Source organism: Pedobacter sp. GR22-10 (assembly GCF_026239715.1).
In the GTDB taxonomy this organism is placed as follows: Bacteria; Bacteroidota; Bacteroidia; order Sphingobacteriales; family Sphingobacteriaceae; genus Pedobacter.
The window spans coordinates 258,561-285,297 of the sequence record NZ_JAPIVR010000005.1 but is presented as its reverse complement, the minus strand read 5'-3'; the positions used below and the strand labels follow the sequence as shown (position 1 = coordinate 285,297).

Genomic DNA, 26,737 nt, shown 5'->3' with positions numbered 1-26,737 from the left:
CATCATGCCTAAAGCAATCGTTATCGGAGCAGGAATTGCAGGAATTGCTTCCGCCATCCGCCTGGCCATAAAGGGCTATCAAGTTGATGTTTTTGAAGCCAATGCCAAACCAGGAGGTAAATTAGGTGAAATCAGGATGAATGGTTTTAGATTTGATACCGGCCCGAGCTTGTTCACCATGCCACAATATGTTGATGAACTTTTTACGCTTGCAGGCAAAAATCCGAAAGATTATTTTGATTACATTAAACTGAAAGAAGTTTGCCGTTATTTCTACGAAGATGGGTTGAGGTTGAACGCAAAGTCAGACATTGATTTATTTGCGCAGGAAATAGAAGCTAAAACCAATTCTACAGCAGAAGAGGTGAACAGATTTCTTAAAAAAAGCGCAACCATTTACGAAGTAACACACCAGGTTTTTTTAGAACGTACCCTTCACAAAATAAAAAGCTATCTGCATTGGGATACGCTAAAATCGGTTTTCAGGTTTTTTCAGATTGATGCTTTCAGAACACAAAACAAAGCCAATAAACACTTTTTCAAAGATGAACGGATTGCACAATTGTTTAACCGATATGCGACATATAATGGCTCAGACCCCTACCAGGCACCTGCCACCTTAAATGTTATCCCTCATTTTGAATATCATTTTGGGGCCTTTCTACCTAAAAACGGCATGTATGGCATTGTGACGGCATTGGTAAAACTGGCAGAAGAACTGGGTATAAAATTCCATTATAACCAGAAAGCTGAAGAAATTCTTTACTCTGATGGTGCAAAGCCTGAAGTACTGGGTATAAAGGTTTACGATAAAACTTATAAAGCAGCGGTGGTAGTTTCTAATCTCGACATTTGGTTTACCTATAAAAATTTACTTAAAAATATTGATCCGCCTAAAAAATTACTCAATCAGGAGCGCAGTAGTTCTGCCTTGATTTTTTACTGGGGCATGGATGGAAACTATAGTGACCTGGGTTTACACAATATCTTTTTTGCCAAAGATTACCAGGCTGAGTTTAATGTAATCTGGAAAGATAAATCCATCAGTGATGATCCTACTGTTTACATCAATATCAGTGCAAAACACCTGAGGGGGGAATCGCCAAACGACAGTGAAAACTGGTTTGTGATGATTAATGTTCCATCAAATAATGGACAAAACTGGGATTCTATGATTCAGGCTGCCAGGGTGAATATTATTAAAAAAATCAGCCGGGTTTTAAACAGAAATATAGAGAAGGACATTATCAGTGAACAGATTTTAGATCCCAGGAGCATTGAAAGTAAAACAGGGTCTTACCAGGGTTCACTTTATGGAAATAGTTCAAACAGCCAGTTCGCAGCCTTCTTAAGGCACCCGAATTTCAGTTCAAAAATTAAAGGACTTTACTTTTGCGGCGGCAGTGTGCATCCGGGTGGCGGCATCCCCCTTGCCTTGCTTTCAGCTAAAATTATTGATGATAATCTTCCGGGCTAAAGTTTGCCAACTATGGCGCTTTCTAAGATTTCCGCATCCAGGTCAAAAGCATTTATAATCATTTTGGCCTGGGTATAAAAAGGATTCCGCTCTGCTAGTTTCAGCTGAATGAATGCCAACAGTTGTTCATCATCCAAATCCTTAATTAAAGGTCTTTTTTGCCTGTTTTGAAGCCGGGAGACCAATTGTGCCGGCTCCATCTGAAGATAAACGGTTGTGCCATTTTCATTCATCCAATCCATATTGTCAAAAAAGCATGGCAATCCTCCTCCTGTTGCCACCACACAGGTTTCAGGATATGGAAATGTTTTAAGCATGTTGCTTTCATAATCCCTGAAGCCACTTTCGCCAAATTCAGCAAAAAATTCAGCAATCGTTTTCCCTGATTTTTTTACAATTTCAGTATCCAGATCAATAACCGGATAGCTTAAACGTTGCGCCAGCTGTTTCGCTTTTGTGCTTTTACCACAACCCATATACCCGATAAGAAAAATCTTCATTTATATTACGCTTTCAATAGACCTACAATAATTGGTCTCGTTTTAATATGATGTAATCAGTTACTGGTGGTTCAAAACCGGCTTTCTTCAATAAGGTAACCACCTGTCCGCGATGATAAGTAGAATGATTAAACAAATGCAATAGAATTTCCTCCACCCGGTTTTCATAACGTATGCCTTTGGAATTATGATAATAAATAACCTGATCTGAAGTGGTTTCACTCAATGCCAGGTAAATGAGTTTAAAATTTTCCTCGGAGATTTTATTAAAATCCTCCTGCGAATGGAGTTCCCAGACCCCGTAAAGCGGCCTGAGGCCCAACATCCGTTTTCCCCAGATATGCTGTGCATTAAGTACATGGCTGAACAATCGCGCTGCTTCGGGCTGTGCCACTGTTGACTGATTAAAAATCGCTATGATATATTGATCAGCAACTTTGGTATAATCGGTAATTTCCTTCTCAGTCATGTCTAGCTTAGTTTTACCCTTGGATCAACATAGGCGTAAAGAATGTCGACCAAAATATTAATCACCACAAATACAAAAGCAATAAATAATATGGAGCCCATGACTACAGGAAAATCTGACATTTCTAACGCAGTAACAGTAGTTCTGCCCAGTCCATTATAACCAAAAATATATTCTACAAAAAAAGAACCTGCCAGCAGGGAGGCGAACCATCCAGAAATAGCCGTGATTACCGGATTCATCGCATTTTTTAAGGCATGTTTATAAATGATGGCATTTCTACTTAATCCTTTGGCTCTCGCCGTGCGGATATAATCCTGCGCCAGAACATCAAGCATGGCACTTCTGGTTAACTGAACAATGATCGCCAATGGCCTTAGGCCTAAAGTAATCATCGGTAACCACAAATTTTTTAGGGTTAAGATTTCACCATTAAACGGATCATAAGAATATAAACTCCCACTCATTTTCAATCCGGTATAATCACTTAGCATGAAGCCAAAAATCCAGGCGATGATGATCCCCGCAAAGAATGAAGGTGCAGAAATTCCGAGGATGGCAAAGGCATTTGCAGACTTGTCTATCCACGAATCTTTATAAACAGCTGACAGCACACCTAAGAAAACACCTATTGCAGTGGCAAATATCATCGCTGTTAATGCAAGTATGAAGGTATTGGGCACCGTCTCAGACAAAATTGCGGTCACATCTCTTTTAGTTTGATAAGAACTTCGCAGATAGGGCCACTTTAAGGCCAATGCTTTTTGATCAAAGCTGATCAATTTTACAAAATGATACTTTGCCTTATTGGCACTATCATTATCTAGCACACTTACAGGTGAGAGATCATTAATATACAATAGAAACTGTACTGGCTTTGATTTATCCAGTCCAAATTCTTTACGAACAGCTTCTAAGGATTGTATATCGGCCCGTTGTCCCATCGTCATCCTGGCCGGATCACCGGGTAAAATATTAAAAAGCACAAAAACAACCAGCACTACGCCGGCCATCACCAGTAAACCATAAAGTATTTTTTTTATGGCGTATCCAATCATTGCTTATCAAAATATTTTCTGCTTAGCTGATCAAAGGTAGGTACATTATGAAAATGCCATTTATTAATCACCACACCATTTTTCAATAATAAAACACCCGGATTAGCCCGTACCATGCTTTTTAAAGGCACTGCATCGGCATAAAACACTTCCGAAAACAGGTTATTCTTTTTCACAAAAGCTTCTGCCTCCTGGGCTGCATTGGATGTGAGCAGAACCGTACGGATATTAAATTGCTGTGTGGCATTCATGGCAATGGCATTCAGTTTCCCAATCGCATTTTCATTGATATTTTTCAGATCGTAAGCAACAAAAATCAAACTGTAGTAAGGATTTTCAATAATTTCTTTCGTATAATCTGTACCCGAGGCATCACTGATAACCAGATCTTTAATCTTCGGTTCATAGCCTTTTTTAACCAGACGCTTTACCGGCTCACCTATAATTTCCCAGTTATTGTCTTTCCAGATTTCAGTTTTAAGGTAATCCTTATCACTCATGTCCTTTTCTTCTTTTGTCTGCTTATTTTTGAGGTGATACATGATCTCAAATTCATCAGGTTTTTCACCCGGAGGAATAACCATCAGCGAGGGAATATGTGCACCCACTTTGTAAGGCAGAAAATCAATTACGGGAAGCACATTGTAGGTATATAAGCCAAAGCCTAAAGACAGCAATGTTACCAGAACAGCCATGTTCCGCTGGCTGGACGCTTTTTTAAATAATGGCTGAATGGCATCCCTGCTGATGAAAATAATGATGATCAGCACCAGTAGAATTAAATCTTTACCAAATGACTGCCAAGGTGTAAGCGGAATGGCATCACCAAAACAGCCGCAACTGGTTACCACTTTAAATGCTGCCGAAACGAATGTAAGCAGCGTAAAAAATATAATTAACAACAATAAACCCCAGGCTACCTTTTTACTCCAGAAACCCAAAATCAGCAATGCGCCCAATACAATTTCAAGTGTACAAAGCAGGATGGCCATACCAGTAGCCACCGGAATAAGGAAATCCATATGGAAAACTTCAAAATACTCCTGAAGTTTATAACCGAAACCCAGCGGATCATTTGCTTTGATTAATCCTGAGAAAATAAATAATGCGCCAACAAAAAAACGGGAAAAGTTCAACAATATATTTCTCATTCGTATTTATTTATTTTCAATGAAATGTTTAATTTACAAATAATGGCGCTCATCAGGACATTATTTAACACCCAGTTTAATCAATGCAAAAACTGAATAATTGAGCATGTCCTGGTAGTTGGCTTTCACCCCTTCTGAAGCTAATGTCTCCCCATCGTTATCCTCAATTTGTTTGACTCTGAAAATTTTCATTAAAATCAAATCGGTTAATGAGCTCACTCTCATGTCGCGCCAGGCTTCGCCATAATCATGATTTTTAGCCAGCATTAAATCTCTTGTTTCCGTAATTTTTTCCTCAAACAAACTTTCAACCTGTTGAAATGGCATTTCGAGCGGATTGCTTTCACTCAATTCAAGCTGCATCATGGCGATTACACAATAGTTAATGATGCCGATATATTCCGGAACAATTCCCTCACCAACCTTACTTACTTTTTTTTCTTCAAGCGTACGAATGCGCTGCGCCTTAATAAAAATCTGATCGGTAATGGAACTTGGCCTGAGGATACGCCAGGCAGTACCATAATCTTTCGTTTTTTTCAAGAACAATGATCTGCAAACTGCAATTACTTCATCAAATTCTACAGCGGTATTTGTTTGTATCAAAGCCAGTATTTATTAAGTTTTAGTGTATTTTTGTTGCGAAAAACAAAAGCTAAAGATACATTTTTATAGCGAAACTCAAATCCCGGAAGGGCTTATCATGTCAGAAAAAAAATTTTTCGAACCTAAGCAAAGCATCAATATTAAGGGAAAGTTAATGGATTTAAGCTCGCCAAAAGTAATGGCTATTTTAAATGTTACGCCCGATTCTTTTTACAGCAACAGCCGAACAAAATCTATTGATGATGCGCTTACAAAAACTGAAGCCTTTTTAAAAGAGGGTGCAACCTTCATCGATATTGGCGGATACTCGTCCAGACCGGGCGCCATTGATATCGCTGAAACCGAAGAATCAGATCGTTTGATTCCTGTGATAGAAAGTTTGGTGAAAGAATTTCCGGAGGTAGTGATTTCGGTTGATACCTTTAGGGCAAAAGTGGCCGAAGAAACCATCCATGCAGGCGCACAGATTATTAATGATATATCTGCCGGAGATTTAGATCAACACATGTTCAAAACGGTGGCCAGGCTACAGGTGCCTTATATTATGATGCACATGCAAGGTACGCCTCAAAACATGCATCAAAACCCAACATACCAAAATGTAGCCCTGGATGTAATTGATCATATGGCTCAAAAGATCGCAGCATTAAAGGCACTTCATATCCACGATGTCATTATTGATCCCGGGTTTGGCTTTGGTAAAACCATCGAACATAATTATGAATTGCTTCAAAACCTGGATGCTTTCAAAATATTTAAGCTTCCGGTACTGGTTGGTTTCTCCCGGAAAGGTATGATTTATAAAGCACTTCAAACCACTGCTGCCGAAGCCCTAAACGGAACCACTGTTTTAAATACGATTGCCTTACAAAAAGGCGCTGGCATCCTGCGTGTTCATGATGTGAAGGAGGCCATGGAATGTATAGAACTCATTGCCAGATTAAATGGTTAAAATAACATTGTCAAATCAATTGAAAATTGTAAACTGAAAACGGTTTTGCTATCTTGCCACTAATGAAAGGATTTGATTTCGATTTTCTTAAAGTATCTGTAACCGATGTGGTAGATATTGTGCTGGTAGCACTCTTAATCTATTATGTTTATACGCTGATTCGGAATACACTTGCTGTAAATCTGCTCGTGGGAATGTTCATTATCACTGTTTTTTACTGGGTAGTGAAAGGTTTGCATATGGAGTTACTAACCACTATCATCGAGAAATTCATGAGCGTGGGCATCATTGCTTTAATCGTTATCTTCCATCCCGAGATCAGGCGGTTTTTGTTACTGATTGGAAAAAATGCATTCCTGCAGAAGAACAAGGCCTGGTGGGGTTATTTGTTTGGGCGCAAGGAAATTGAAAGAAATAACCTGACCCGCATTAAGCCGATTATTGATGCTTGTAAAACGATGAAAAAGACCAGAACGGGTGCTTTAATTGTTTTTGTAAAGTTCTATGACGAGCAGTTTTTCGCAAACAGCTGCGAAGTGGTGGATGCCAAAATATCCAAAAGATTACTAGAAAGTATATTTCAAAAAAACAGTCCTTTGCATGATGGTGCTGTAGTGATTTCAGAAAATAAAATTAAAAGTGCCAGTTGTATTTTACCGCTAACAGATAACGACCAATTGCCTTCGCAGTTTGGATTAAGACATCGTGCCGGTATCGGTGTTTCCGAAACAACAGATGCCGTTGCGGTAATCATTTCTGAAGAAACCGGAGAAATTTCATATGCCAAACAAGGCAGAGTAAGAATGAACGTTTCGTTCGGAGAACTGGAGAAATTGCTCAATAAAGATTTTTAGTAAACACAGATTAGCGGATTTAAGTTGATTACACAGATTTTTGTTCTCTGTCATTCTGATCCGATAGATATCGGATACAGTGAAGAACTGCGTCGCAAGCATGAATGCCTTTTAAATCTTAAATATATTATGAATAATCTCTGACCTATGAAAAACTAAACTTTCAATCAACGGAACAACACGCTACAATGAAGATCCTTCGACTTCGCTACTAATAACAGACTCCAATAGAATGGTCGTCATCTCGACCAGAGCAACGCGAAATGGAGAGATCTTTTTACCAAGTTATTTGAAATAAAATTTAAAAGATTTCTCCACTACGTTCGAAATGACGCCCCTTGTATATCTGTCATAAACCTCCATGTTTCAGTGCTTCCTTGGCAAAATAAAACAGTTAGTTTATCAACACCACAACCACAAAAAGGCAAATGTTTCCATTCACCTTTTCAATATAATTTTAAGAATCACCTATCGGTGTAATCCAAAAATCTGTGCAATCAATTATTAGCAGTACTGCTCAAAAGCACCAATCAGGTTATCAGCAATCATTTGCGCTGGTCTGCCTTCAATTTGATGACGCTCAATCATATGTACCAATTTGCCATCTTTAAAAAGGGCCATAGCTGGTGATGATGGAGGGAAAGGCATCATATAATTTCTTGCCTGATCTACAGCTTCTTTTTCCATACCTGCAAAAACAGTTACCAATTTATTAGGGTGTTTTTCATGTGCTGCTGCTGCTCTAGCTGCCGGACGGGCATTAGCTGCCGCGCAACCACATACAGAATTTACAACCACCAATACAGTTCCTTCACCTTTTATTGCCTGGTCTACATCTGCTGCATTTTTTAATTCTTCAAAACCAACGTTGGTTAATTCCTTACGCATTGGTTCTACTAAATATTCTGGATACATTATCGTGAGTTTTTTATTTACAATTTGGACAATACAAAAATAACAAAATCGGATGGCTTGTGTCATCCGATTTATATTTTTAAGGTAAAATTAGTAAGCTCTTAATGAATTCCTTTGAAAAAACTATCGTAAGCAGAAGGATTTGCAATCGCACCTACAATAACCAGAATTACAATTGCGATAAATAATACACTTAATATAGTGGCAATCATTCCGCAGATTTTACCTGCTTTCGCATTTTTATAAGATGATTCGGTATATAAAGTTGGATTTAACTGATATTTTTTAACATCACCCGCGCCTAAAATCCAGGCAATAATACCAAAAATCAAACCAAAAATACCATAGAAGCAACAGGCTGGAATGGCAATTATGCCCAACACCAATGCAGCAGTGGCATTTGGAAGATTTTGCTGCCCCATGCCCATTCCACCGCCAAACTGACCAAATGGTGGAGGTTGCTGAAATGGCGGAGGTGTTGTAAACCCGGTATTTACAGGGTTTGGTTGTGGTATTTCATTTTTACCCAAATTAATGGGTTGGTTTTCCTGAGGTTTTTCCTGCTCTTCTGACATGCGTTTTAGCTGATAAGTTGATGAGTGTATATTTTATAAATGTAATTGATAAAAATAATTATTGCAATACCTGCAAAAGCGATTTTGATAATTTGTGCACCGCTTTTAAAATCTATTTTAAGATGAAGCAGGGTAAAAAGAATTAATAAAATAAGTGGTATCGCAGCTGGATAAAATTTGAAGGATTCAGCTAAATTTCCTTTAAGCAAAGCAATAACTGATCGCTGGAAACCACATCCGGGACAATCAAACCCAAAATGAGATTTAAACGGACAAGCGAAAAGATGATGATTCAGCCAGTCTAAAAAACTATGTTTCGGTTGAACCATCTATATATTCAATTTGAGCATCTTTCCAGACTTTATAATTTTCAAGATCTTTGACCACCTGCTTATAAACCAGGTTTAATATAAAAATATCATCTATAAAACCCAGTACAGGAACAAAATCCGGCACCACGTCTATTGGCGATAAAAAGTACACCAATCCACCTAAAATGGCTACAATTGATCGTTTGGGGATTTCGGTATAATTCCCGTTAACATAATCTTTTGACACAGCGAACAGCAATACCATTTTTTCCCAAATGCCATCCAGCTGTCCTTTATTGGTTACAGCTTTCCCCAATGCATCTTTAATAGTGGTATTGGCCTTGGATTTATCTTTCAGGATTAAAGTTGCCCTGTTTTCAGATTTCCTGAAAAAATCCAATATTTTTTGTCTGTTCATCTTCATAACAGATGCTTCACAAATTAACGGCCAAAAGTATCATAATTATCTTCCGCGTATTTGATAAAACGATCCAAAAGCTTGATGTTTTTATTTTCAATTGCGGTTAATTATTGTCAACATTTTATTCCACAGGCACATAACACTCTACCGGATTAAAAAACTGGCGGCAAGTACTTTTCCTAAACACGTAACTATGCCGGGGGAAAACGGTGTTTTTCAAAATCTGCAGATCCAGTTTGCGAATATTTTTATTATGCTGCAGATGCACTAATCATGATCAAAATATCATCTATGTATTTCCTTTCGTTAGCCAGGCGCGGAACTTTATGTTGCCCACCCAGTTTATCCCTGGCTTTTAACCAGTTGTAAAAAGTATTGGCCGGCGCATTGTGTACCGTTGGCCTACACAGGGCCATATCCTTAAATCTTTTGGCATCGTAATCTGAATTGACTTCACGCAAGGTATTATCCATCACATCAATAAACTTTTCGAAATCATCGGGCTGTTTATCAAATTCTATAATCCACTCATGTCCGCCTGCTTTCTCGCCTTCAAAATAAATTGGCCCGGCGGTATAATCTTTTATTTCAGCACCCGTTTCAAGGCATGCCCTGGTTAAAGCCTGCTCTGCATTATCAATAATCACCTCTTCACCAAAAGCATTGATAAAATGTTTGGTTCGTCCGGTAATTTTAATACGATATGGTGCAAGTGAGGTAAACTGGATGGTATCTCCAATCATGTAACGCCACAAACCGCCGTTAGTGGAAATCACGATAGCATAATTTTTATGGAGTTCTACTTCACCAAGCAATAAGGCTTTAGGATTTTCTTCGCCTATATTTTCCATTGGAACAAACTCATAGAAAATACCATAATCAAGCATAAGCAGCATTTCATCAGAATTATCCTGATCCTGAATGCCGAAAAAGCCTTCAGAAGCATTATAAGTTTCCAAATAATACATGTCATTTGAAGGAATAAGTTGTTTAAACTGCTCGCGATATGGGGCGAAATTCACCGCACCGTGGATATACACTTCAAGGTTGGGCCAAACTTCCAACAGGTTGTTTTTGCCGGTTAATTCCAAAACCTTTTTGGCCAGAACGATGGTCCAGGTAGGTACGCCTGAAATACTGGTTACGTTTTCCTGAATGGTGGCTTCAGCCATGCGGTCCATCTTTACCTCGTAATTATCCATTAAAGCGATAGACATATCAGGTGTACGGTAAAACTCGGCCCAGATAGGCAGGTTTTTAATCAGCACTGCTGATAGATCGCCATAAAAACAATCTTCGTTAAGCTGATTGACCTGGTGGCTGCCGCCCAGCACCAAACCCTTGCCGGTAAACATTTGATTATCCGGCCGGTTGTTACAATAAATGGAGAGCATGTCTTTCCCGCCTTTAAAATGGCATTCCTCGAGTGATTCTTTCGAAACAGGAATAAATTTACTTCTATCGCTGGTGGTACCCGATGATTTGGCAAACCATTTAATATCCGATGGCCATAAAATATTCTGTTCGCCGGCCAGCATTCTTTCGATATAAGGCTTTAGGGTATCATAATTCTGAATAGGAACACGTTCCTGATATTGTTGCGGGGTAAGGATGCTTTTATAGTCATACATCTTGCCCCATTCTGTATTTTCTGCACTATCAATTAAGGTATGAAACCATTCCTGCTGAACATCATAAGGATATTTCATAAAAAGTTCGATCTGGTGGATCCGCTTTTTCATCAGCCAGGTAAAAATTGAGTTTACAATTGCCATGCCTTGTAATTATATGTCGAATTTTTTACGCTTCAGTACAAAGTTTGAACCCAGATATACTTTTCGCACCATTTCATTCTCTGCCAGCACTTCCGGCACACCTTGTTCAAGAATTTTACCTTCGAAAAGTAAATATGCCCGATCAGTAATGGAAAGTGTTTCCTGCACATTATGATCGGTAATTAAAATACCGATATTTTTATGTTTAAGTTTCGCCACAATGCTCTGGATTTCTTCTACCGCAATGGGGTCTACACCAGCGAAAGGTTCATCCAGCAGAATAAAGCTGGGATTTGCTGCCAGCGCACGGGCAATTTCTGTTCTTCTGCGCTCTCCGCCTGATAATAAATCACCGCGGTTTTTGCGTACTTTATGCAAACTGAATTCATTAATCAACTCTTCCAGCTTATCCTTTTGTTCTTCCTTAGACAGGTTACTCATTTCCAGAATAGCCAGAATATTATCTTCAACCGTAAGCTTTCTGAATACCGATGCTTCCTGAGCTAAATAACCAATACCTTTTTGCGCCCTTCGGTACATGGCATCCTGCGTAATATCTTCTTCCTCTAAAAAAATCCGCCCTTCATTTGGTTTAATCAACCCCACAATCATGTAAAATGAGGTAGTTTTACCTGCCCCATTTGGCCCCAATAAGCCTACAATTTCTCCCTGACTTACACTAAACGAAACATCATTTACAACGGTTCGCTGTTTATATTTTTTAACCAGATTTTCGGCTCTTAATATCATATTTTCCTTGCTCGTCATCCTGAATTTATTTCAGGATCTTTTTAATGGAGGTGCTGAATCAAGTTCAGCATGACGATTTTATTTGTTTAATTAACTTTTATCCCTTTAACATTAAGCTGCATACGTTTCTTATCTCTCCACACATTTTCTTCTATGGTATAACAAACAGAAAACGGCATATTTGGTTGTAAAAGATTTTGAAATTCTGCCAGTCCAAATGCAATGCATTCAAAAATAGGCGAATTTTGTTGCTTTATGATAATTTTTAAATGATTTGCGCCGACAGCCATTGCAGCTCGATCTAAATAAACACCATGTGAAACAAAAACCGGTGCCATATTTTCTGGTCCGAATGGGCCCATTTGTGCCAAAACCCTGAAGAACTTGCCATCAATCTGAGCCAACTCAATTTCAGCATCAATCTTAAGCATTGGGGTAAGCAATTCATCGGTAATGGAAGCCGAGACAATTTCTTCAAATTTATCTGCAAAGGCATCAACATTATGGGCCTGCATGGTTAAACCTGCAGCAAATTTATGACCTCCAAACTGATCCAGAAGATCTGCACATCCACTCAAAGCTTCGTACAGATCAAAGCCCACAACCGAACGGCAGGAACCTGCTACATGCCCGTTTGATTTGGTTAGCACAATAGTGGGGCGATAATACGTTTCAGTCAGTCGTGATGCCACAATTCCGATCACACCTTTATGCCAGTTTTCATTGAATACCACCGTGGTTTTCCTGTTAATCAATGTATCGCTACTCCCAATCAGGTCAAGTGCCTCACGGGTAATGTCCTGATCGTACGTTTTTCGTTCTGTATTTTTAAGGTTGATGGATTCGCTTTGCTCCAGCGAATTGCTGTCTACCTCACACAACAGCATGGCTACTGCATGTTTGGCATGGTCTATCCTTCCGGCAGCATTGATCCTGGGTCCTAAAGTAAATACCACATCAGTAATAGTATAATTTTCCTTTTTCCCAGATACTTCCATCAGCGCCCTTAAACCTTCACATGGATTAGTATTCAGTTTCTTTAATCCGTAGTAAGCCAGTATCCTGTTTTCTTCAATTACCGGAACAATGTCTGCGGCAATACTCACCATGACCAGATCCAGGTACCGGAGATAAGTATCGGCAGGAAGATCATGCTTTTGCGCATAAGCCTGGGCGAGTTTAAAACCGATTCCGCAGCCAGCCAATTCTTTAAAAGGATAGGCACAATCACTTCTTTTCGGATCTAAAACAGCAACCGCTTCCGGGATTTCATCACCGGGTAAATGGTGATCGCAAATGATAAAATCGATACCCAAACTGTTCGCATAATCAACTTTATCTAATGATTTTATCCCACAATCCAGCGCAATGATGAGCGAAAAACCATTTTCATGGGCATAGTCAATCCCCGCGGTAGAAATTCCATATCCCTCCAGGTAACGATCAGGAATATAATATTCAATATTTTCGGTAAACTGAGAAAAGAAGCTGTAAGCCAGGGCTACGGATGTTGTTCCATCTACATCGTAATCGCCGTAAATAAGGATTTTCTCATGAGTAGACAAGGCCTTTTCAATCCTGCAAATGGCTACATCCATATCTTTCATCAGGAAAGGATCGTGAAGGTGAGCCAGTTCCGGTCTGAAAAAATATTTGGCCTGATCAAAATCACAAATGTTTCGCTGAACTAAAACTTGCGCTAATGACCTGTCTATATTAAGTTGTTCTGCTATTTTCTTTACCGTGTCATCATTACAATTTGATGTCAGCACCCATCTTTTTTCCATTATATTTGTCTCCGAACAGTAAATATACTTTTTTAATTTAAATCTCCATTACCTTGCAAGTTCATACCCTTTTTGAAGGAACCTATTCGGTAGATGCTACCAAAAAATTTATCCCTTTTGATGCTGCCGTTCATAATTTTAAAGACCGGCCAGCCTCACTGTTCATCAATGTGCAGCCTTTTTTAGTGGAACTGAACAATGATTTAGTTCTTTTTGATACTGGATTGGGTTTTAGCGATGACCATGGCGAACTGATTTTACACAAAAACATACGCAATGCAGGCTTTGATCCGACCGATGTAACCAAGGTTTTAATGTCGCATTTGCATTATGATCACTCCGGAGGAATGGTACATCAAAAGGAAAATGGAAAAACAGAATTGAGTTTCCCGGATGCGGAATATGTCATTAATCGTGGAGAGTGGGAAACCGCTTTTAGCAGTAATTCCAGTTCTTACCATACTGATATTTTTGATTTTCTTCAGCGCAATGCCCAACTGAAATTTATAGAAGGTGATGGTAACCTGGATGAAGCCATTGCCCATGAGTTTACCGGGGCGCATTGCCCAAATCATCAGGTTTTTTTACTAACGGAGGGAAATCAAAAGGTATTTTTTGGTGGTGATGTTTTGCCTGAACCGGGTGAACTGATTAAAAATTTCATTGCCAAGTATGACTTCGATGGCAGAAAAGCAATGGAGCTACGCAAAGCATTTGGTAAAAGAGCTGCTGCCGAAAATTGGGAATGTTTATTTTACCACAGCAAAGAACAGGCAACCGGTTTTGTGGAAGCGCTCGACGGAGGGTTTAGAATAAGATAGAATTTATACCCGAAAGCGGAACCAAAGCTTAAAGACTAAAGTCCAAAGCAAAAAACGATCAGCTGAAAATTAAAAAAGATCCCGACAAATGCCGCGATCTTTTTTTTTACGAACTATCCTTTTTGAGGAAGGCTTCGAAATTATTTTTTAGCTACTAATTTCACACCGATTTCGAAGTTATCATCAATTGCTTTATCGCCGATGCTGTCGAAAAATGATTTAGAACCGTAACGGATATCATATTTAGTTCTGTCAACTAAAATTTTACCAGCTAAAGCTGAAACTGTTCCATCAGCATTTACAGCTACAGTTGCAGGAAAAGTTACTGGTTTAGTAATTCCTTTGATTGTTAAGTTACCTGTAACCGTTAATGCAGTACCAGAACCAGCCACTTTAGTAATGACGAAAGTTGAAGTTGGGAATTTTGCAGTTCCGAAGAAATCATCGGCTTTTAAGTGGCCTTCTAATTTAGCGCTACCATCGGCATCTTTGATGGAGTTCATATCAATGGTAAAAGTTCCGCCGGTTACTTTTTTACCATCAACATTTAAAGTTCCTGATTGTAAAGCAATTGTTCCGTTATGAGAACCAGTTACCTTTTTACCTACCCACGTAATGGTAGATTTTGCCGGATCAACGGTATAAGCTACTGGTTTAACAGGGCTTTTAAAAGCTGACAATGATACTACTGCCACTAACAAAAAGATTGAAGAGATTTTTAATTTCATGTTTGGTTTTTTTTAATTGTGATACAAAGATATAATGAAGGCTTATCCTTTATTATTGACCTATGTTAACTTTTTCAAATGTAATAGATTTATTTAAAATCATTCTATGGACATCAGATTATTGCAGTAGTTTAATGAAATTGAAATTAATTTTTCCCGAATGTATTTAATGCTAGTGTAGCAATATCTTTAACCACTTGTGTGGGCGAATTACAATCACAATTGCTTAACCCGAGCACATAAATATCCTGTTCGGGAATATATACCCCCATTGTTTTAAATCCGAAAATACTGCCTCCATGTTCTCTGGTAGCTACGCCATTAATATCTTTTAAATGCCAGCCGTATCCATAATTAAATGTTTCGCCACTATTTAATTTATATTTCGAAAATGCTTTTTTGATGGTTTCTGATTTAAGGATTAACCGGCTGTTTAAGGCATTTTGCCAGCGCAACATATCATCAACCGTAGACATTAAGGCACCAGATGAAAATGGAATACTAAAACTAATAGCGGTTTTATTCACGTAGCCCGATGTTTTCTGCTGATAACCATAAGCACGGTCTTTTATAATCGCCACATCAGATGCATAACGGGAATGCTTCATACCAATTTTTTCGAAGATATTTTTATTGAGGTAATTTTCATAGGTATCGCCAGAAACCAGTTCAATGAGATATCCGAGAATTACATAACCAGAATTATTATATTCAAACTTTTCTCCTGGATTAAAATCCACAGGCCCATTTTTGAAAAAATCGACCATCTGTTTTGGAGATAAATTTTGTTGTGCAATCTGATTGAGGGATTTCATTTTAGTAAAATCCTTTATACCCGAAGTGTGGGTAAGCAAATGATGAACTGTAATCTGATCGCCCATAGGGTAATCTGGAATATACGCTGAAATGGGTTTTTGCAAATCTATTTTCCCTTGTTCAACCAACATTAAAATGGCTATGGCCGTAAATTGTTTGGTCATTGATCCCAGCTGAAATACGTTTTGAGTTTGCATTTTAACACCTAATTCAATATTGGCATTACCGAAAGCTTTTTGGTATACGGATTTACCATTTCTGGCAACCAAAAATACACCTCCGGGTCCGTTTTTGTCCTTAAAGATTTGGTTAAGTAAACCATCTACTTTAGATTCAAAAGTTTGTGCCTGACTAAAGCTAAAAGTAATGGCTGTTAATATGAATAACGTAAGAATTTTTTTCATTTTGATTTTATTTGCGGTATCAGACGATATTTCTTAATCTTGGGTTACAATTGATATTAATATAATTGATACTGCATTGCAGGAAATAACAATGTTTTTAATTTAAAATTGACCAAATGAATAAACAGGTAAAATCAATGCGCCCTTTTATTGGCGCAAAAGATTTCGGAACATCCAGAAATTTTTATAAGGATTTAGGATTTGAAGAAACCAATTTAAGCGATGGGATGTCTGTTTTTAAAATGGGTGACCTGGCTTTTTATTTGCAAAATGCTTACGTAAAAGATTGGGTTGATAACACTATGATCTTTATGGAAGTTGCAGATGTAAACCAATTTTATAATGACCTCACAGCATTAGATTTACCAGCTAAATATGAAAATGTAAAATTAAGTTCCATCCGAAATGAAGACTGGGGAAGTGAATGTTTTCTTCACGATCCATCAGGAATATTATGGCATTTCGGAGCTTTTAATTCGAATAATTGAACCTTACAGGAGTAGCAGCAAAAAAAATCTGCAAGCTTGGTGAAAATGATTTCACAAAACTTGCAGATAATTATTTAATGAAGATTGCTTCGTACTTTTTGCCAGGAAGAATTAGGCTTTAAAAAGGAAAAACCTTAAACCTTCCGACTTTATACCCTCAACCTTTTTAAGGAACGATTTCTTCCAGATAACTCTCTACCGGCGGACAGGCACAAATTAATGAGCGGTCGCCATGGCTATCATTCACGCGGCCAACTGATGGCCAGAACTTGCGCTCTAACACGTAAGGCAATGGGAATGCAGCGGTTTGACGGCTGTAAGTATGTTCCCATTCATTCGCCGTAATCACAGCAACCGTATGCGGTGCATTTTTTAATGGATTATCAGCCTTATCAAAGCTTAAGTTTTCCACCTGATCGATTTCTTTTTTGATCGCAATTAAAGCATCACAAAAACGGTCTAACTCATGTTTAGGTTCAGATTCAGTAGGCTCCACCATTAAGGTTCCAGCAACCGGGAAAGATACGGTTGGTGCGTGGAAACCATAATCCATTAAACGTTTCGCAATATCGGTTACTTCAATTCCGAAAGCTTTGAATGAACGGCAATCCAAAATCATCTCGTGTGCACAACGTCCCTGAGCACCTGAATAAAGTACCGGATAATGCTGCTCTAAACGCGCTTTCATGTAGTTTGCGTTTAAGATTGCATATTTCGTAGCATTGGTTAAGCCCTCTGATCCCATCATGGCAATATAAGCATGAGAGATAATCAGGATTGAAGCTGAGCCCCATGGCGCCGATGATACAGCAGAAATTGATTTTCCTTTATCAATATCAACCACAGCATGCCCCGGAAGATAAGGAACCAAATGTTTTGCTACACCGATTGGACCCATACCCGGACCACCGCCACCGTGAGGGATACAGAAAGTTTTGTGTAAATTCAAGTGGCAAACATCGGCACCAATATTAGCCGGACTGGTTAAACCAACCTGTGCATTCATATTTGCACCATCCATGTAAACCTGTCCGCCGTTGGCATGGATGGTTTCGCAGATTTCAATAATGCTTTCTTCAAATACACCGTGAGTTGATGGATAAGTAACCATCAGACACGAAAGGTTATCCTTATGCAATTCAGCTTTCGCCTTTAAATCTTCCACATCAATGTTTCCATTTTCAAGAGATTTAACCACTACAATTTTCATATCGGCCATTGCCGCAGAAGCTGGATTAGTACCGTGTGCAGAAGCAGGAATTAAAGCCACATTACGGTGGAAATCTCCACGATCATGGTGATAAGCACGAATAACCATCAAACCTGCATACTCTCCCTGAGCACCAGCATTTGGCTGTAAACTCATGGCTGCAAAGCCCGTAATTTCACTCAACCATTTATCCAGTTCGTTAAAAACGGAATAATAACCCAACACCTGATCAGCCGGTGCAAATGGATGAATACGACCGAAGTGAGACCAGGTTACCGGAATCATTTCTGCTGTTGCATTCAATTTCATGGTACAGCTACCCAAAGCAATCATGGAGTGGCAAAGCGATAAATCTTTTGCTTCTAATGATTTGATATAACGCAACATTTCATGCTCTGAATGATAAGAGTTGAAAATCCGGTGCGTTAGATAAGCCGAAGTACGCTGTAAAGCTGAAGGAATAACCGTTTCTACTTTTTCAACCACTTCCACCTGATCAGCCGCTACGGCTTTAACTTTAGCAAAGATTTTAGCCATTAAAACTACATCTTCAAAAGTAGTCGTTTCATCAACTGAAATGGTAGCGATGTTTCCATCATAATTTAAGTTGATCTCGTTATCGATACAACCAGATTGAATGCCACCTTTTAAGTCGCCTAAATCAAAACGAATCGTATCGAAATAAGCGGAATTTAATTGTTCAAAACCTAAGCCCTTTAATGTTGAAGCCAAGCTAACGGCCAAACCATGTGTACGTTCTGCAATGGCTTTTAAACCTTTCGGACCATGGTAAGCGGCATAAAAGCCAGCCATAATGGCTAATAATGCCTGTGCGGTACAAATGTTAGAAGTTGCTTTGTCTCTACGGATGTGTTGTTCGCGGGTTTGCAAAGCCATCCTTAAAGCATAATCACCGTGGCTATCAATGGTTACACCAATGATCCGGCCTGGGATTGAACGCTTGTATTCTTCTTTGGTTGCGAAAAATGCCGCATGCGGTCCACCAAAACCCATCGGAATACCGAAACGCTGTGTTGTACCGACCACAATATCAGCACCCCATTCTCCCGGAGGCGTTAATAAGGTTAAGCTTAAAATATCAGCTGCAACCGTTAATTTAATATTTTGATTATGCAGTGCTGATGCAAAATCTTTGTAATCAAAAACTTCACCATTACCTGCCGGATACTGCACCATTGCGCCGAAGAAATCTTCAGTAGCTACAAAATCCAGATGACTGCCAATAACCAATTCAATACCATAAGGATTGGCACGGGTTTTTAAAATATCAATGGTTTGCGCAAAAAGTAATTCAGAAACGAAGAATTTCTTAGCCGCCTGATTTTTACGTGTACTGTATTGCATAAACATCGCCTCAGCCGCAGCTGTACCTTCATCCAAAAGTGAGGCATTGGCAATTTCCATTCCGGTTAAATCAATCACCATCGTTTGGAAATTTAACAGGGCCTGCAAACGACCTTGTGCAATTTCTGCCTGATAGGGCGTATATTGTGTATACCATCCTGGATTTTCAAAAACGTTGCGTAAAATTACACCTGGCGTAATCGTATCATAATAACCCTGACCGATAAAGCTTTTAAAAACCTTGTTTAGTAATGAAGTTTGTTTTAAAGCACCCAGATATTCCGTTTCTGACTTTGCTGCAGGCAAATTTAAAGGCTGTTTTAACCTAATCGTTGCCGGAACAGTTTGTTCAATCAGCTCATCAATAGAATTTACGCCAACAGTTTGCAACATTTCGGCTGTATCTGCCTCATTTGGTGCAATATGACGATTTTGAAAATCTTCCTTGTAATGGATATTTAAGCTCATGCGGTATGAATAATAAATTTCCCGCAAAGGTAAGAAAAAGGCAACTACTTTAAGGTATCAAAAGATAATATGGATCGTCATATTTTCGTAGTGAAATAATAGACAAAATCCAGGTTTTTAGTAGCTTTGGCAACAAATCTATTTATGTCAGAACCTCACCATAATATTGCCTTACTGGTTCATACCTGTGACCGATATGAATTTCTTTACCCAGGCTTTGACATCTTCTTCTCCAGAAACTGGGATTTTAAGATTCCATGTAATTATTATTTTGCCACTGAAGTTAAGGATGCAACAATATCAGGCTTTAAGAATATTAAGTCGGGCCAAGGCGAATGGGCTGATCGGCTAACTACCTTATTAAACAGCATAGAAGAAGAATATATCCTTTATTTCCAGGAAGATATGTGGTTAAGCAAACCGGTAAATTCTGAGTTTTTTAAGCAATTATTTGATTATGCAAAGCAGCACGACTGTAAGCAGATCAAACTTCATAGCGCCAGTGTATATAAAACCTTAGTAACTGATCAGTTTATGGAGGGTTTCAACATTGCTACAATAGACAATAAAGCTTCAGATTTCTTGATGTCACATCAGGTTACACTTTGGAAAAAAGATTTCCTGTTAGCACTGCTATATAAAAAAGAGCATCCCTGGCGAAACGAACGAAAAGGAACCAGGCGATTAAAAAAACTAAATCCACTGATTCATCATGTTGATTATTTTGCTGAAAATGGTGCCAATGAAATTAATCAGAATAAAAAACCATTTAAAAGAAGCGAATACTTTGCCGTTTCTTTTAACAGCACTTTAAACGATAATGTACTTTGCTTTATTGATGAATTAAAGTCCGGTAACGCGGCAGAAAAAAAATACGGAAAAGATTTACAACATCATTATGATCATGAACTGACACATGATGGTAAATCAAGACCAAAAAAGACAGATTTATTTAAAAAATTTAAAACCTGGTTTTTGAAGCATAAAAATTAAGCGGTTAAAATACAATCCCCTTTAGCCATTCCTACACAAACTTATTTTTGTACCCGCCAACCTTCTTCTTTATCCAGCTTTAATTTATAGGTTTTGATAATAAAATTGCTGTTCTTGTTCGCTTCTTTATCAAAAGGCTCAAAATCAGTGGTTATCATTTTTAACGAAACGGTAACCTTCGCTGTACTGGAATTCACCTGTTCAAAATTAACAGGCTTCTCATCTGCTAAAACGTATTCTACAGCTTTCACAGTTGCCCGGTCTGCATCTTGTTTCAACACCATTGAACTGGCTTTATCCGTTAAGTTAATCTGGTAAACAAAACTGCTGTCTTTTGAAAGAAATTTCTTTTTTGCCTGCTTTAAATTTAAAGTAATTAATCCCTTACTGGCTAAAGACTTATATTTTCCAAGTTCAAATAAATCGTTGGTACTGTTGAATTTTATCTCACCAAATTTAAACCGGATGGTTTTATATTCTGGATTGGCTTTCAAATATTCTGTAATCACCTCCCCGGCCTCATCCTGATTAATGGTAACTTTGGTTTTACATCCGGCTAAACCGATAATAATCAGCGATAATATATAAATGGTAATTTTTTTCATGGTTTTATCATTTGCTTTTAAAGGTATTTAATTTTAGTTTAACCGCAAAGGGTGCACATTGTTTCGTTTCAATTTTAACCACAGAGGGCACGGAGATTGCACAGAGGAAACAGAGTGCAAGCTGGTTACATGCAAAGAAAGTAAAAACCAACTACACGCCATACCCCGGTGTGCTCTGTACCTTTTTTCTCTGTTTACCCCGTGGTTATCATTTGTTTCAGCCTCCCAACTTTGCGCTCTTTGTGTTTTAATCCTCCATTCTTTGCGGTTAAAAACTTACGCCTTACGCTTCAAATACTTCAGATTTGGCAAAATCATGGCCGATAAGATGATCGCCACACCCATCCATCGCAAAAAAGATACCTGCTCCTGCAATACAAAGCCAGCCATCATCACTGCTACCGGCAGCTCCGCTGCGCTTAATATTGAACTTAGTGCTGTACCGATTTTGGGTACACCTTCGGCATAAAACAGCGGTGGAATAACTGTTCCGAAAACGGAAATGATTAACCCCCACTTTAACAGGCTGCCACCTAAAGTACCATTGAATAAAAATGCAGGCGGGAAAATAATAAATATCAATATACAAGCCCCGGTAATCATGAGGGCACTTTTTTTCAATGTTGGATATTCATTGCCGATTCTTCCGCTTAGCATTAAAAAGCCGGCATAACAAAGGGCAGCCAACAAACCAAAACCAATCCCTTTAAGGTTTAATGCTGAAATACTGGTTTCTAGCATTCCACTCGCCAGAACTGTTCCGCCTAAAACCAGCAGAACTGCACCTAATTGCAAGCCTGACGGCTTCTTCTTAAAAATCAGGAACTCCAGCAAAATGCTCATCCAGATAAATTGCATCAGCAAAATGATGGCAACAGAATTTGGAACCAGTTTAACGCACTGATAATAAAAAATACTGACAAGTCCGGTACAGGTTCCTGCCATGATCATTTTCCACCAGGGCGTAATGATTTTGATTTCTTTTGCCCGATATGTTGATGTCTTGCTTTGAATGAAAAATAAAACCCATAAAATCACCGCACCAAAAAATGCCTGCGCACCGGTTACGTCTCCTAAAGTATAGCCTTCGTGGTAAGCCAGTTTAACAAATGTAGAGAGGATACCAAAGCTACAGGCACCCAAAAAAACAAGGAAAATTCCTTTTAACATATTGAAGTTGAAAGTTTAGCGTGAAGAGTTAAAGTAGAAAGCCTAATAAATTAATTTAACTTTATACTTTTAACTTTCAACTATAAAAGTTGTTGCAAATATTTCTGAACAGTGGTTTCCAGCCCCAAATAAAGTGCATCGCTAATTAAAGCGTGACCAATGGACACCTCTAGTAAACCAGGGATGCTTTGGGCGAAGTAATGCAGGTTATGTAAATCTAAATCATGACCAGCGTTGATACCCAGGCCTAATTGATTGGCATGATGGGCAGCAGCAATATAATTTACAATCGCTTTCTCACGATCTGCATAATAATTATGCGCATAAGCTTCTGTATATAGTTCTATCCGGTCTGTACCAGTTTCTACGGCACCTTCTACCATTTCCACTACAGGATCTACGAAGATGGAAACCCTGATACCTTCTTTTTGGAAAACTGCAACCATTTCTTTTAAATAGTCCTGATGCTTAAGAGTGTCCCAACCATGATTGGAAGTAATCTGACCTTCAGCATCTGGCACCAAAGTAACCTGCGCAGGCTTGTTGGCCAAAACCAGGTCTACAAATTTATCTTCACGGCAATTCCCTTCAATATTAAATTCAGTGGCAATAACAGCCTTCAGGTCATATACATCCTGGTACCTGATGTGACGTTCATCCGGGCGGGGATGCACTGTAATCCCCTGGGCACCGAAACGTTCACAATCTAATGCCACCTTAACCAAATCAGGATTATTACCACCGCGGCTGTTGCGAAGTGTAGCAATTTTATTGATGTTAACCGATAACTTTGTCATGCCTCAAAGATAGGGCTTTGCCGCTGTTAATCGGAAAGCTTAAAGAAATTTGACTTTTTTTTGCTCATATTTGTTCGAATTAAAATGAATTTAAAGGATACCACACTATATCAATTCCTGATCGTTTTCCTTGCACTGGCAAGCATACCGGCTTTATTCGGAGGCGTAATGGAACCCGACGGCGCATTATACGCTTCCATGTCGAAAAATATTATCCTGTTTCAGGACTGGTTTAACCTGTATGGCCGGGGTGCCGACTGGCTGGATAAGCCACACTTAACTTTCTGGATTACCGCCACATCTTTTAAAGTTTTTGGCATATCAGCTTTTGCCTATAAACTGCCTTCATTTCTTTTCGGCCTGCTAGGAGCCTGGTATTTATTTAAACTCGCCAAAGATATTTACGATGAGAAAACAGGTTTAATTTCCGCAGTAATTTTTTTGAGTGCGCTTCACATCATTACCTCCACTTTTGATGTCAGGGCAGAGATTTATATTACCACCTTTACCCTTGCTTCCATTTATCATTATCATAAAGCATATCAGGCCTCTTTCTGGCACCTGATTGCAGGTTCATTTTTCGCTGCCTGTGCCATTTTGATTAAGGGTATTTTTGTACTGATTCCTGTTTTTGCCGGTTTTATTATCTACTGGCTATTTACTAAGCAATACAAACAATTGTGGCAGCCAAAATGGTGGATTGCAATTGTATTGATTTTTGTTTTCATCACACCGGAACTTTATGCGCTTTACACCCAGTTTGATCTCCATCCGGAAAAAATTGTTTTTGAAAGAACAGGGGTTTCCGGCTTAAAATTTTTCTTCTGGGACAGCCAGTTTGGTCGTTTTTTTAACAACGGCCCCATTAAAGGGAAAGGCGATATTTCGTTCTTCCTGCACACCACGCTTTGGGCTTTCCTGCCTTGGTCAATATTATTCTACACAGCTGTTATCAATCTTTTTAAGAAAAAAAACCGCATTAACTTAGCACCTGAAAGCATTATGATCTGGGCAAGTGCTGCCGTTACTTTTTTAATCTTTTCTTTATCCAAATTTCAGCTGCCGCATTATATATTAATTGTCTTCCCACAGTTTTCGATCATAACGGCATTATATTTAAGAAAGCTGGAAGGTAAAAGCCTAAAGATTTTCTTTAATGTGCAAAATGTATTAGCCATTTTGGTTTTTGCATTACTTTCTGCTTTGAGTGTAGTTTACGGCTTCGATTATCCTTATTTAATGATTGGGATGCTACTGGTAGTTTTAGCAGGTTCTTTTCTTTTTTTCAAAGGAATAAAATTAGAAACTATTATGGCAAGAAGTGCATTTGTTTCGGTAGGATTGATGCTTTTCCTTTTTATCTTCTTCTACCCTGCAATTTTGAAATACCAGTCTGGAGGCATTGCCGGTGAATGGCTAAAGAAAAATTATCCAACTGCAAAACCTGCTGTTTTAAATTATATCGATGCTTTTTCTTTTGATTTTTATGCGCCTGGAGAAGTGAAGTATCTACATAATTATGAGGATTTAGACAAGATTAAACATGAGCAGAATTTGGTAATCTATGTGCCAGAAGTGGAACTTAAAAAATTAAAAAGTGAATACGGCGCTGAAGTTTTAAAGTCCTTTGAATACTTTCACATCACCAAATTAACAGGTAAATTTTTAAATGCGAAAACGCGCGCTCAGGTTTTAGAACATTTCTATCTTGTTAAACTGCATTAATATGGATGTATTTTTTCGCATTATAAAATTCGGCCTGACAGGCTTGCTAGGGATGGCCATCGACTTTGGTGCCACCTGGCTTTTTAAAGAAAAAGTCAAAGTAAATAAATATGTGGCTAATGCCATTGGCTTTAGCCTTGCAGTAACCAATAACTATTTAATTAACCGGGTATGGACCTTTCAAAGCACAAATGTACACTGGGGAACTGAATTTAGTAAATTTCTGGTGGTGAGCTTAATTGGATTAGGCTTAAATACATTTATTATTTACCTTTTTCACCAGAGAAAGAATGGAACAAACTTTTATATGGCGAAATTCTTCGCAATTGTAATTGTATTCGTCTGGAATTTTCTGGCGAATATGCTCTTTACTTTTAAGTAACGTTTTTGCCAATAAAATAAAATACCACAAGCCAGATCAATCCCTTAATCAGGAAGAATAAAAAACCGATTAAGCCTACACGCTTAAACCATAATTTTACCTTTTCTTTGTTCATGACCTTCTTTGGTAAAGATAAAATTTTTAGACTAAATTAGAAAGATTTTAAATAAGGAATAATGAAATTATCCAGATCGCTATACATTGTTTTGATGATGATGCCATTCATTGGCACCAATAGTTTCGGACAGAATTTTGATCAGATCAAACAGTATAAAGCTAATTTTTCTATTGCGGTCAAAGGCACTGATAAGTTCCTAGCCATCAGAAGTTTCGTTAATAAAAATCAAAAATATTTATTACTGGTCAATACAGAAACACTGGATACCAAAGTGGATTTGGCTGGCAATTATAATACCAGTAGTTTAAAAGGGCCGGAAATAATGACAACATTTAAGAACAGCCCATATATAAAATCCTTGCAGGCTGCAGCGACAAAAGACTTACAATTGCAAAATGCAGGGATAGACCATGCTATTCCCAAGGAAAAAGGGATTGCACTTACCATTGATCTTTGTCCTTCACATAAAAATCTGGATCGTATTATCTTTCAGTCGGTTTTTGATGAATTTAAAAAAATAGAACAACCAGCACCTATCGCCATTTCCATATCGGGGAAATGGATGTTAAAACACCAGGATGATCTGAACTGGCTGAAAAGTCTGGTGCAGAAAAACGAGCTGGATATTACCTGGGTAAACCACTCTTATCATCATGACGTAAATACCCTGCCATTAGCAGAAAACTTTTTATTGGCTCCGGGAACGAATTTAGATGTTGAAGTTTTAGAAAATGAAAAACTGATGCTGAAAAATGGCTTAACACCTTCCATATTTTTCCGGTTTCCGGGTTTGGTATCCGATCAGCGCATCGTGAATAAAATTGAAGCTTATGGCTTAATCCCGGTTGGCAGCGATGCCTGGCTGGCCAAAGGGCAGCAGCCAAATGCCGGCAGTATTGTACTGATTCACGGAAATGGAAATGAAGAAATTGGGGTAAAAGATTTTATACAATTATTGAAAAACAAACAAGCTGATATCAAAAATAAACAGTGGTTGCTGTTTGATTTGAGGCAGGGTTTGGAAAAAGAGTTTGACCAGTAAATTT

The 26,737-nt window shown here is 38.4% G+C and carries 27 protein-coding genes; 9 read left to right on the top strand and 18 right to left on the bottom strand.

The window, feature by feature from the left end; translation table 11 throughout:
- Window positions 1-4: 4 nt before the first annotated feature.
- Complete coding sequence (crtD, locus tag OQX64_RS20080; RefSeq protein WP_265820099.1) at window positions 5-1,477, top strand: 1-hydroxycarotenoid 3,4-desaturase CrtD; 1,473 nt, start codon at window positions 5-7, stop codon at window positions 1,475-1,477.
- Here crtD and OQX64_RS20075 read toward each other — a convergent pair.
- Genes OQX64_RS20075 through OQX64_RS20055 form a run of 5 tightly spaced genes read right to left on the bottom strand, consistent with a single transcriptional unit; the run spans window position 1,474 to window position 5,258 of the window.
- Window positions 1,474-1,977, bottom strand: coding sequence for a shikimate kinase (locus tag OQX64_RS20075; RefSeq protein ID WP_265820098.1), 504 nt, complete (start codon window positions 1,975-1,977; stop codon window positions 1,474-1,476). The genes crtD and OQX64_RS20075 overlap by 4 nt on opposite strands.
- 22 nt (window positions 1,978-1,999) lie before the next feature.
- On the bottom strand, window positions 2,000-2,446 hold the full coding sequence (locus OQX64_RS20070; protein ID WP_265820097.1) for a DinB family protein: 447 nt from the start codon (window positions 2,444-2,446) through the stop codon (window positions 2,000-2,002).
- Window positions 2,447-2,448: 2 nt separating this feature from the next.
- Window positions 2,449-3,504 (bottom strand): ABC transporter permease, encoded by a 1,056-nt coding sequence (locus OQX64_RS20065; protein WP_265820096.1) that lies wholly within the window; start codon window positions 3,502-3,504, stop codon window positions 2,449-2,451.
- Window positions 3,501-4,655 (bottom strand): BT_3928 family protein, encoded by a 1,155-nt coding sequence (locus OQX64_RS20060; RefSeq protein WP_265820095.1) that lies wholly within the window; start codon window positions 4,653-4,655, stop codon window positions 3,501-3,503. The genes OQX64_RS20065 and OQX64_RS20060 overlap by 4 nt, the downstream gene beginning before the upstream one ends.
- Before the next feature lie 60 nt (window positions 4,656-4,715).
- Complete coding sequence (locus OQX64_RS20055) at window positions 4,716-5,258, bottom strand: DUF1599 domain-containing protein (RefSeq protein WP_265820127.1); 543 nt, start codon at window positions 5,256-5,258, stop codon at window positions 4,716-4,718.
- A 100-nt stretch (window positions 5,259-5,358) separates the two neighbouring features.
- Here OQX64_RS20055 and folP point away from each other — a divergent pair, with 100 nt between their 5' ends.
- Together folP and cdaA are read left to right on the top strand one after the other, a co-directional pair.
- The gene (gene folP / locus OQX64_RS20050) at window positions 5,359-6,213 is read left to right on the top strand and encodes a dihydropteroate synthase (protein ID WP_265820094.1); all 855 of its coding nucleotides are present in this window, start codon (window positions 5,359-5,361) and stop codon (window positions 6,211-6,213) included.
- A gap of 62 nt (window positions 6,214-6,275) precedes the next feature.
- On the top strand, window positions 6,276-7,067 hold the full coding sequence (cdaA, locus tag OQX64_RS20045; protein WP_029286464.1) for a diadenylate cyclase CdaA: 792 nt from the start codon (window positions 6,276-6,278) through the stop codon (window positions 7,065-7,067).
- Window positions 7,068-7,571: 504 nt separating this feature from the next.
- On the opposite strand, the gene OQX64_RS20040 is transcribed toward cdaA, so the two are convergent.
- The 7 genes from OQX64_RS20040 to recJ form a co-directional block, all read right to left on the bottom strand.
- Entirely contained in the window at window positions 7,572-7,982 is a 411-nt protein-coding gene (locus OQX64_RS20040; protein WP_088303054.1) for a BrxA/BrxB family bacilliredoxin, read from the bottom strand.
- Window positions 7,983-8,083: 101 nt separating this feature from the next.
- A complete protein-coding gene (locus OQX64_RS20035; protein WP_216359274.1) occupies window positions 8,084-8,557 on the bottom strand; it encodes a CCC motif membrane protein in 474 nt (157 codons plus the stop codon).
- Window positions 8,558-8,562: 5 nt separating this feature from the next.
- Entirely contained in the window at window positions 8,563-8,886 is a 324-nt protein-coding gene (locus OQX64_RS22495) for a DUF2752 domain-containing protein (protein ID WP_265820093.1), read from the bottom strand.
- The gene (locus OQX64_RS20025) at window positions 8,867-9,286 is read right to left on the bottom strand and encodes a YkvA family protein (protein WP_265820092.1); all 420 of its coding nucleotides are present in this window, start codon (window positions 9,284-9,286) and stop codon (window positions 8,867-8,869) included. The genes OQX64_RS22495 and OQX64_RS20025 overlap by 20 nt, the downstream gene beginning before the upstream one ends.
- Before the next feature lie 254 nt (window positions 9,287-9,540).
- Complete coding sequence (locus tag OQX64_RS20020; RefSeq protein WP_088303051.1) at window positions 9,541-11,064, bottom strand: GH3 auxin-responsive promoter family protein; 1,524 nt, start codon at window positions 11,062-11,064, stop codon at window positions 9,541-9,543.
- Window positions 11,065-11,073: 9 nt separating this feature from the next.
- Window positions 11,074-11,814: an LPS export ABC transporter ATP-binding protein gene (lptB, locus tag OQX64_RS20015; protein ID WP_088303094.1), complete on the bottom strand. Its 741-nt coding sequence runs from the start codon at window positions 11,812-11,814 to the stop codon at window positions 11,074-11,076.
- Between the two features lie 86 nt (window positions 11,815-11,900).
- Window positions 11,901-13,601, bottom strand: coding sequence for a single-stranded-DNA-specific exonuclease RecJ (recJ, locus tag OQX64_RS20010; RefSeq protein ID WP_265820091.1), 1,701 nt, complete (start codon window positions 13,599-13,601; stop codon window positions 11,901-11,903).
- A gap of 53 nt (window positions 13,602-13,654) precedes the next feature.
- On the opposite strand from recJ, the gene OQX64_RS20005 reads away from it, so the two are divergent.
- On the top strand, window positions 13,655-14,422 hold the full coding sequence (locus OQX64_RS20005) for an MBL fold metallo-hydrolase (protein ID WP_265820090.1): 768 nt from the start codon (window positions 13,655-13,657) through the stop codon (window positions 14,420-14,422).
- Between the two features lie 140 nt (window positions 14,423-14,562).
- Here the strand turns inward: OQX64_RS20005 and OQX64_RS20000 are convergent, their stop codons facing one another.
- Complete coding sequence (locus OQX64_RS20000; RefSeq protein WP_265820089.1) at window positions 14,563-15,150, bottom strand: YceI family protein; 588 nt, start codon at window positions 15,148-15,150, stop codon at window positions 14,563-14,565.
- A 146-nt stretch (window positions 15,151-15,296) separates the two neighbouring features.
- Entirely contained in the window at window positions 15,297-16,370 is a 1,074-nt protein-coding gene (locus OQX64_RS19995) for a serine hydrolase domain-containing protein (RefSeq protein WP_265820088.1), read from the bottom strand.
- 116 nt (window positions 16,371-16,486) lie between these two features.
- Here OQX64_RS19995 and OQX64_RS19990 point away from each other — a divergent pair, with 116 nt between their 5' ends.
- On the top strand, window positions 16,487-16,858 hold the full coding sequence (locus tag OQX64_RS19990) for a glyoxalase (RefSeq protein WP_265820087.1): 372 nt from the start codon (window positions 16,487-16,489) through the stop codon (window positions 16,856-16,858).
- 166 nt (window positions 16,859-17,024) lie between these two features.
- Here the strand turns inward: OQX64_RS19990 and gcvP are convergent, their stop codons facing one another.
- Window positions 17,025-19,901, bottom strand: coding sequence for an aminomethyl-transferring glycine dehydrogenase (gene gcvP / locus OQX64_RS19985; RefSeq protein WP_265820086.1), 2,877 nt, complete (start codon window positions 19,899-19,901; stop codon window positions 17,025-17,027).
- Between the two features lie 144 nt (window positions 19,902-20,045).
- Here gcvP and OQX64_RS19980 point away from each other — a divergent pair, with 144 nt between their 5' ends.
- Window positions 20,046-20,894 carry a hypothetical protein gene (locus OQX64_RS19980; RefSeq protein ID WP_265820085.1) on the top strand — a complete coding sequence of 283 codons (849 nt, stop codon included), beginning with the start codon at window positions 20,046-20,048 and terminating at the stop codon, window positions 20,892-20,894.
- A 41-nt stretch (window positions 20,895-20,935) separates the two neighbouring features.
- Here OQX64_RS19980 and OQX64_RS19975 read toward each other — a convergent pair whose 3' ends face one another.
- The 3 genes from OQX64_RS19975 to OQX64_RS19965 all read right to left on the bottom strand — a co-directional run bounded on the left by OQX64_RS19975 (window position 20,936) and on the right by OQX64_RS19965 (window position 23,466).
- Window positions 20,936-21,499 (bottom strand): hypothetical protein, encoded by a 564-nt coding sequence (locus OQX64_RS19975; protein WP_265820084.1) that lies wholly within the window; start codon window positions 21,497-21,499, stop codon window positions 20,936-20,938.
- A gap of 276 nt (window positions 21,500-21,775) precedes the next feature.
- Window positions 21,776-22,669 (bottom strand): EamA family transporter, encoded by an 894-nt coding sequence (locus tag OQX64_RS19970; protein ID WP_265820083.1) that lies wholly within the window; start codon window positions 22,667-22,669, stop codon window positions 21,776-21,778.
- A gap of 80 nt (window positions 22,670-22,749) precedes the next feature.
- Entirely contained in the window at window positions 22,750-23,466 is a 717-nt protein-coding gene (locus OQX64_RS19965; protein ID WP_088303041.1) for a pyridoxine 5'-phosphate synthase, read from the bottom strand.
- An 84-nt stretch (window positions 23,467-23,550) separates the two neighbouring features.
- Between OQX64_RS19965 and OQX64_RS19960 the strand changes: the two genes are divergently transcribed.
- From OQX64_RS19960 to OQX64_RS19950, 3 genes are all read left to right on the top strand, one after another.
- A complete protein-coding gene (locus OQX64_RS19960) occupies window positions 23,551-25,191 on the top strand; it encodes an ArnT family glycosyltransferase (RefSeq protein WP_265820082.1) in 1,641 nt (546 codons plus the stop codon).
- A 1-nt stretch (window position 25,192) separates the two neighbouring features.
- Window positions 25,193-25,573, top strand: coding sequence for a GtrA family protein (locus tag OQX64_RS19955; protein WP_088303039.1), 381 nt, complete (start codon window positions 25,193-25,195; stop codon window positions 25,571-25,573).
- 176 nt (window positions 25,574-25,749) lie between these two features.
- The gene (locus OQX64_RS19950; RefSeq protein ID WP_265820081.1) at window positions 25,750-26,733 is read left to right on the top strand and encodes a polysaccharide deacetylase family protein; all 984 of its coding nucleotides are present in this window, start codon (window positions 25,750-25,752) and stop codon (window positions 26,731-26,733) included.
- Window positions 26,734-26,737 lie beyond the last annotated feature (4 nt).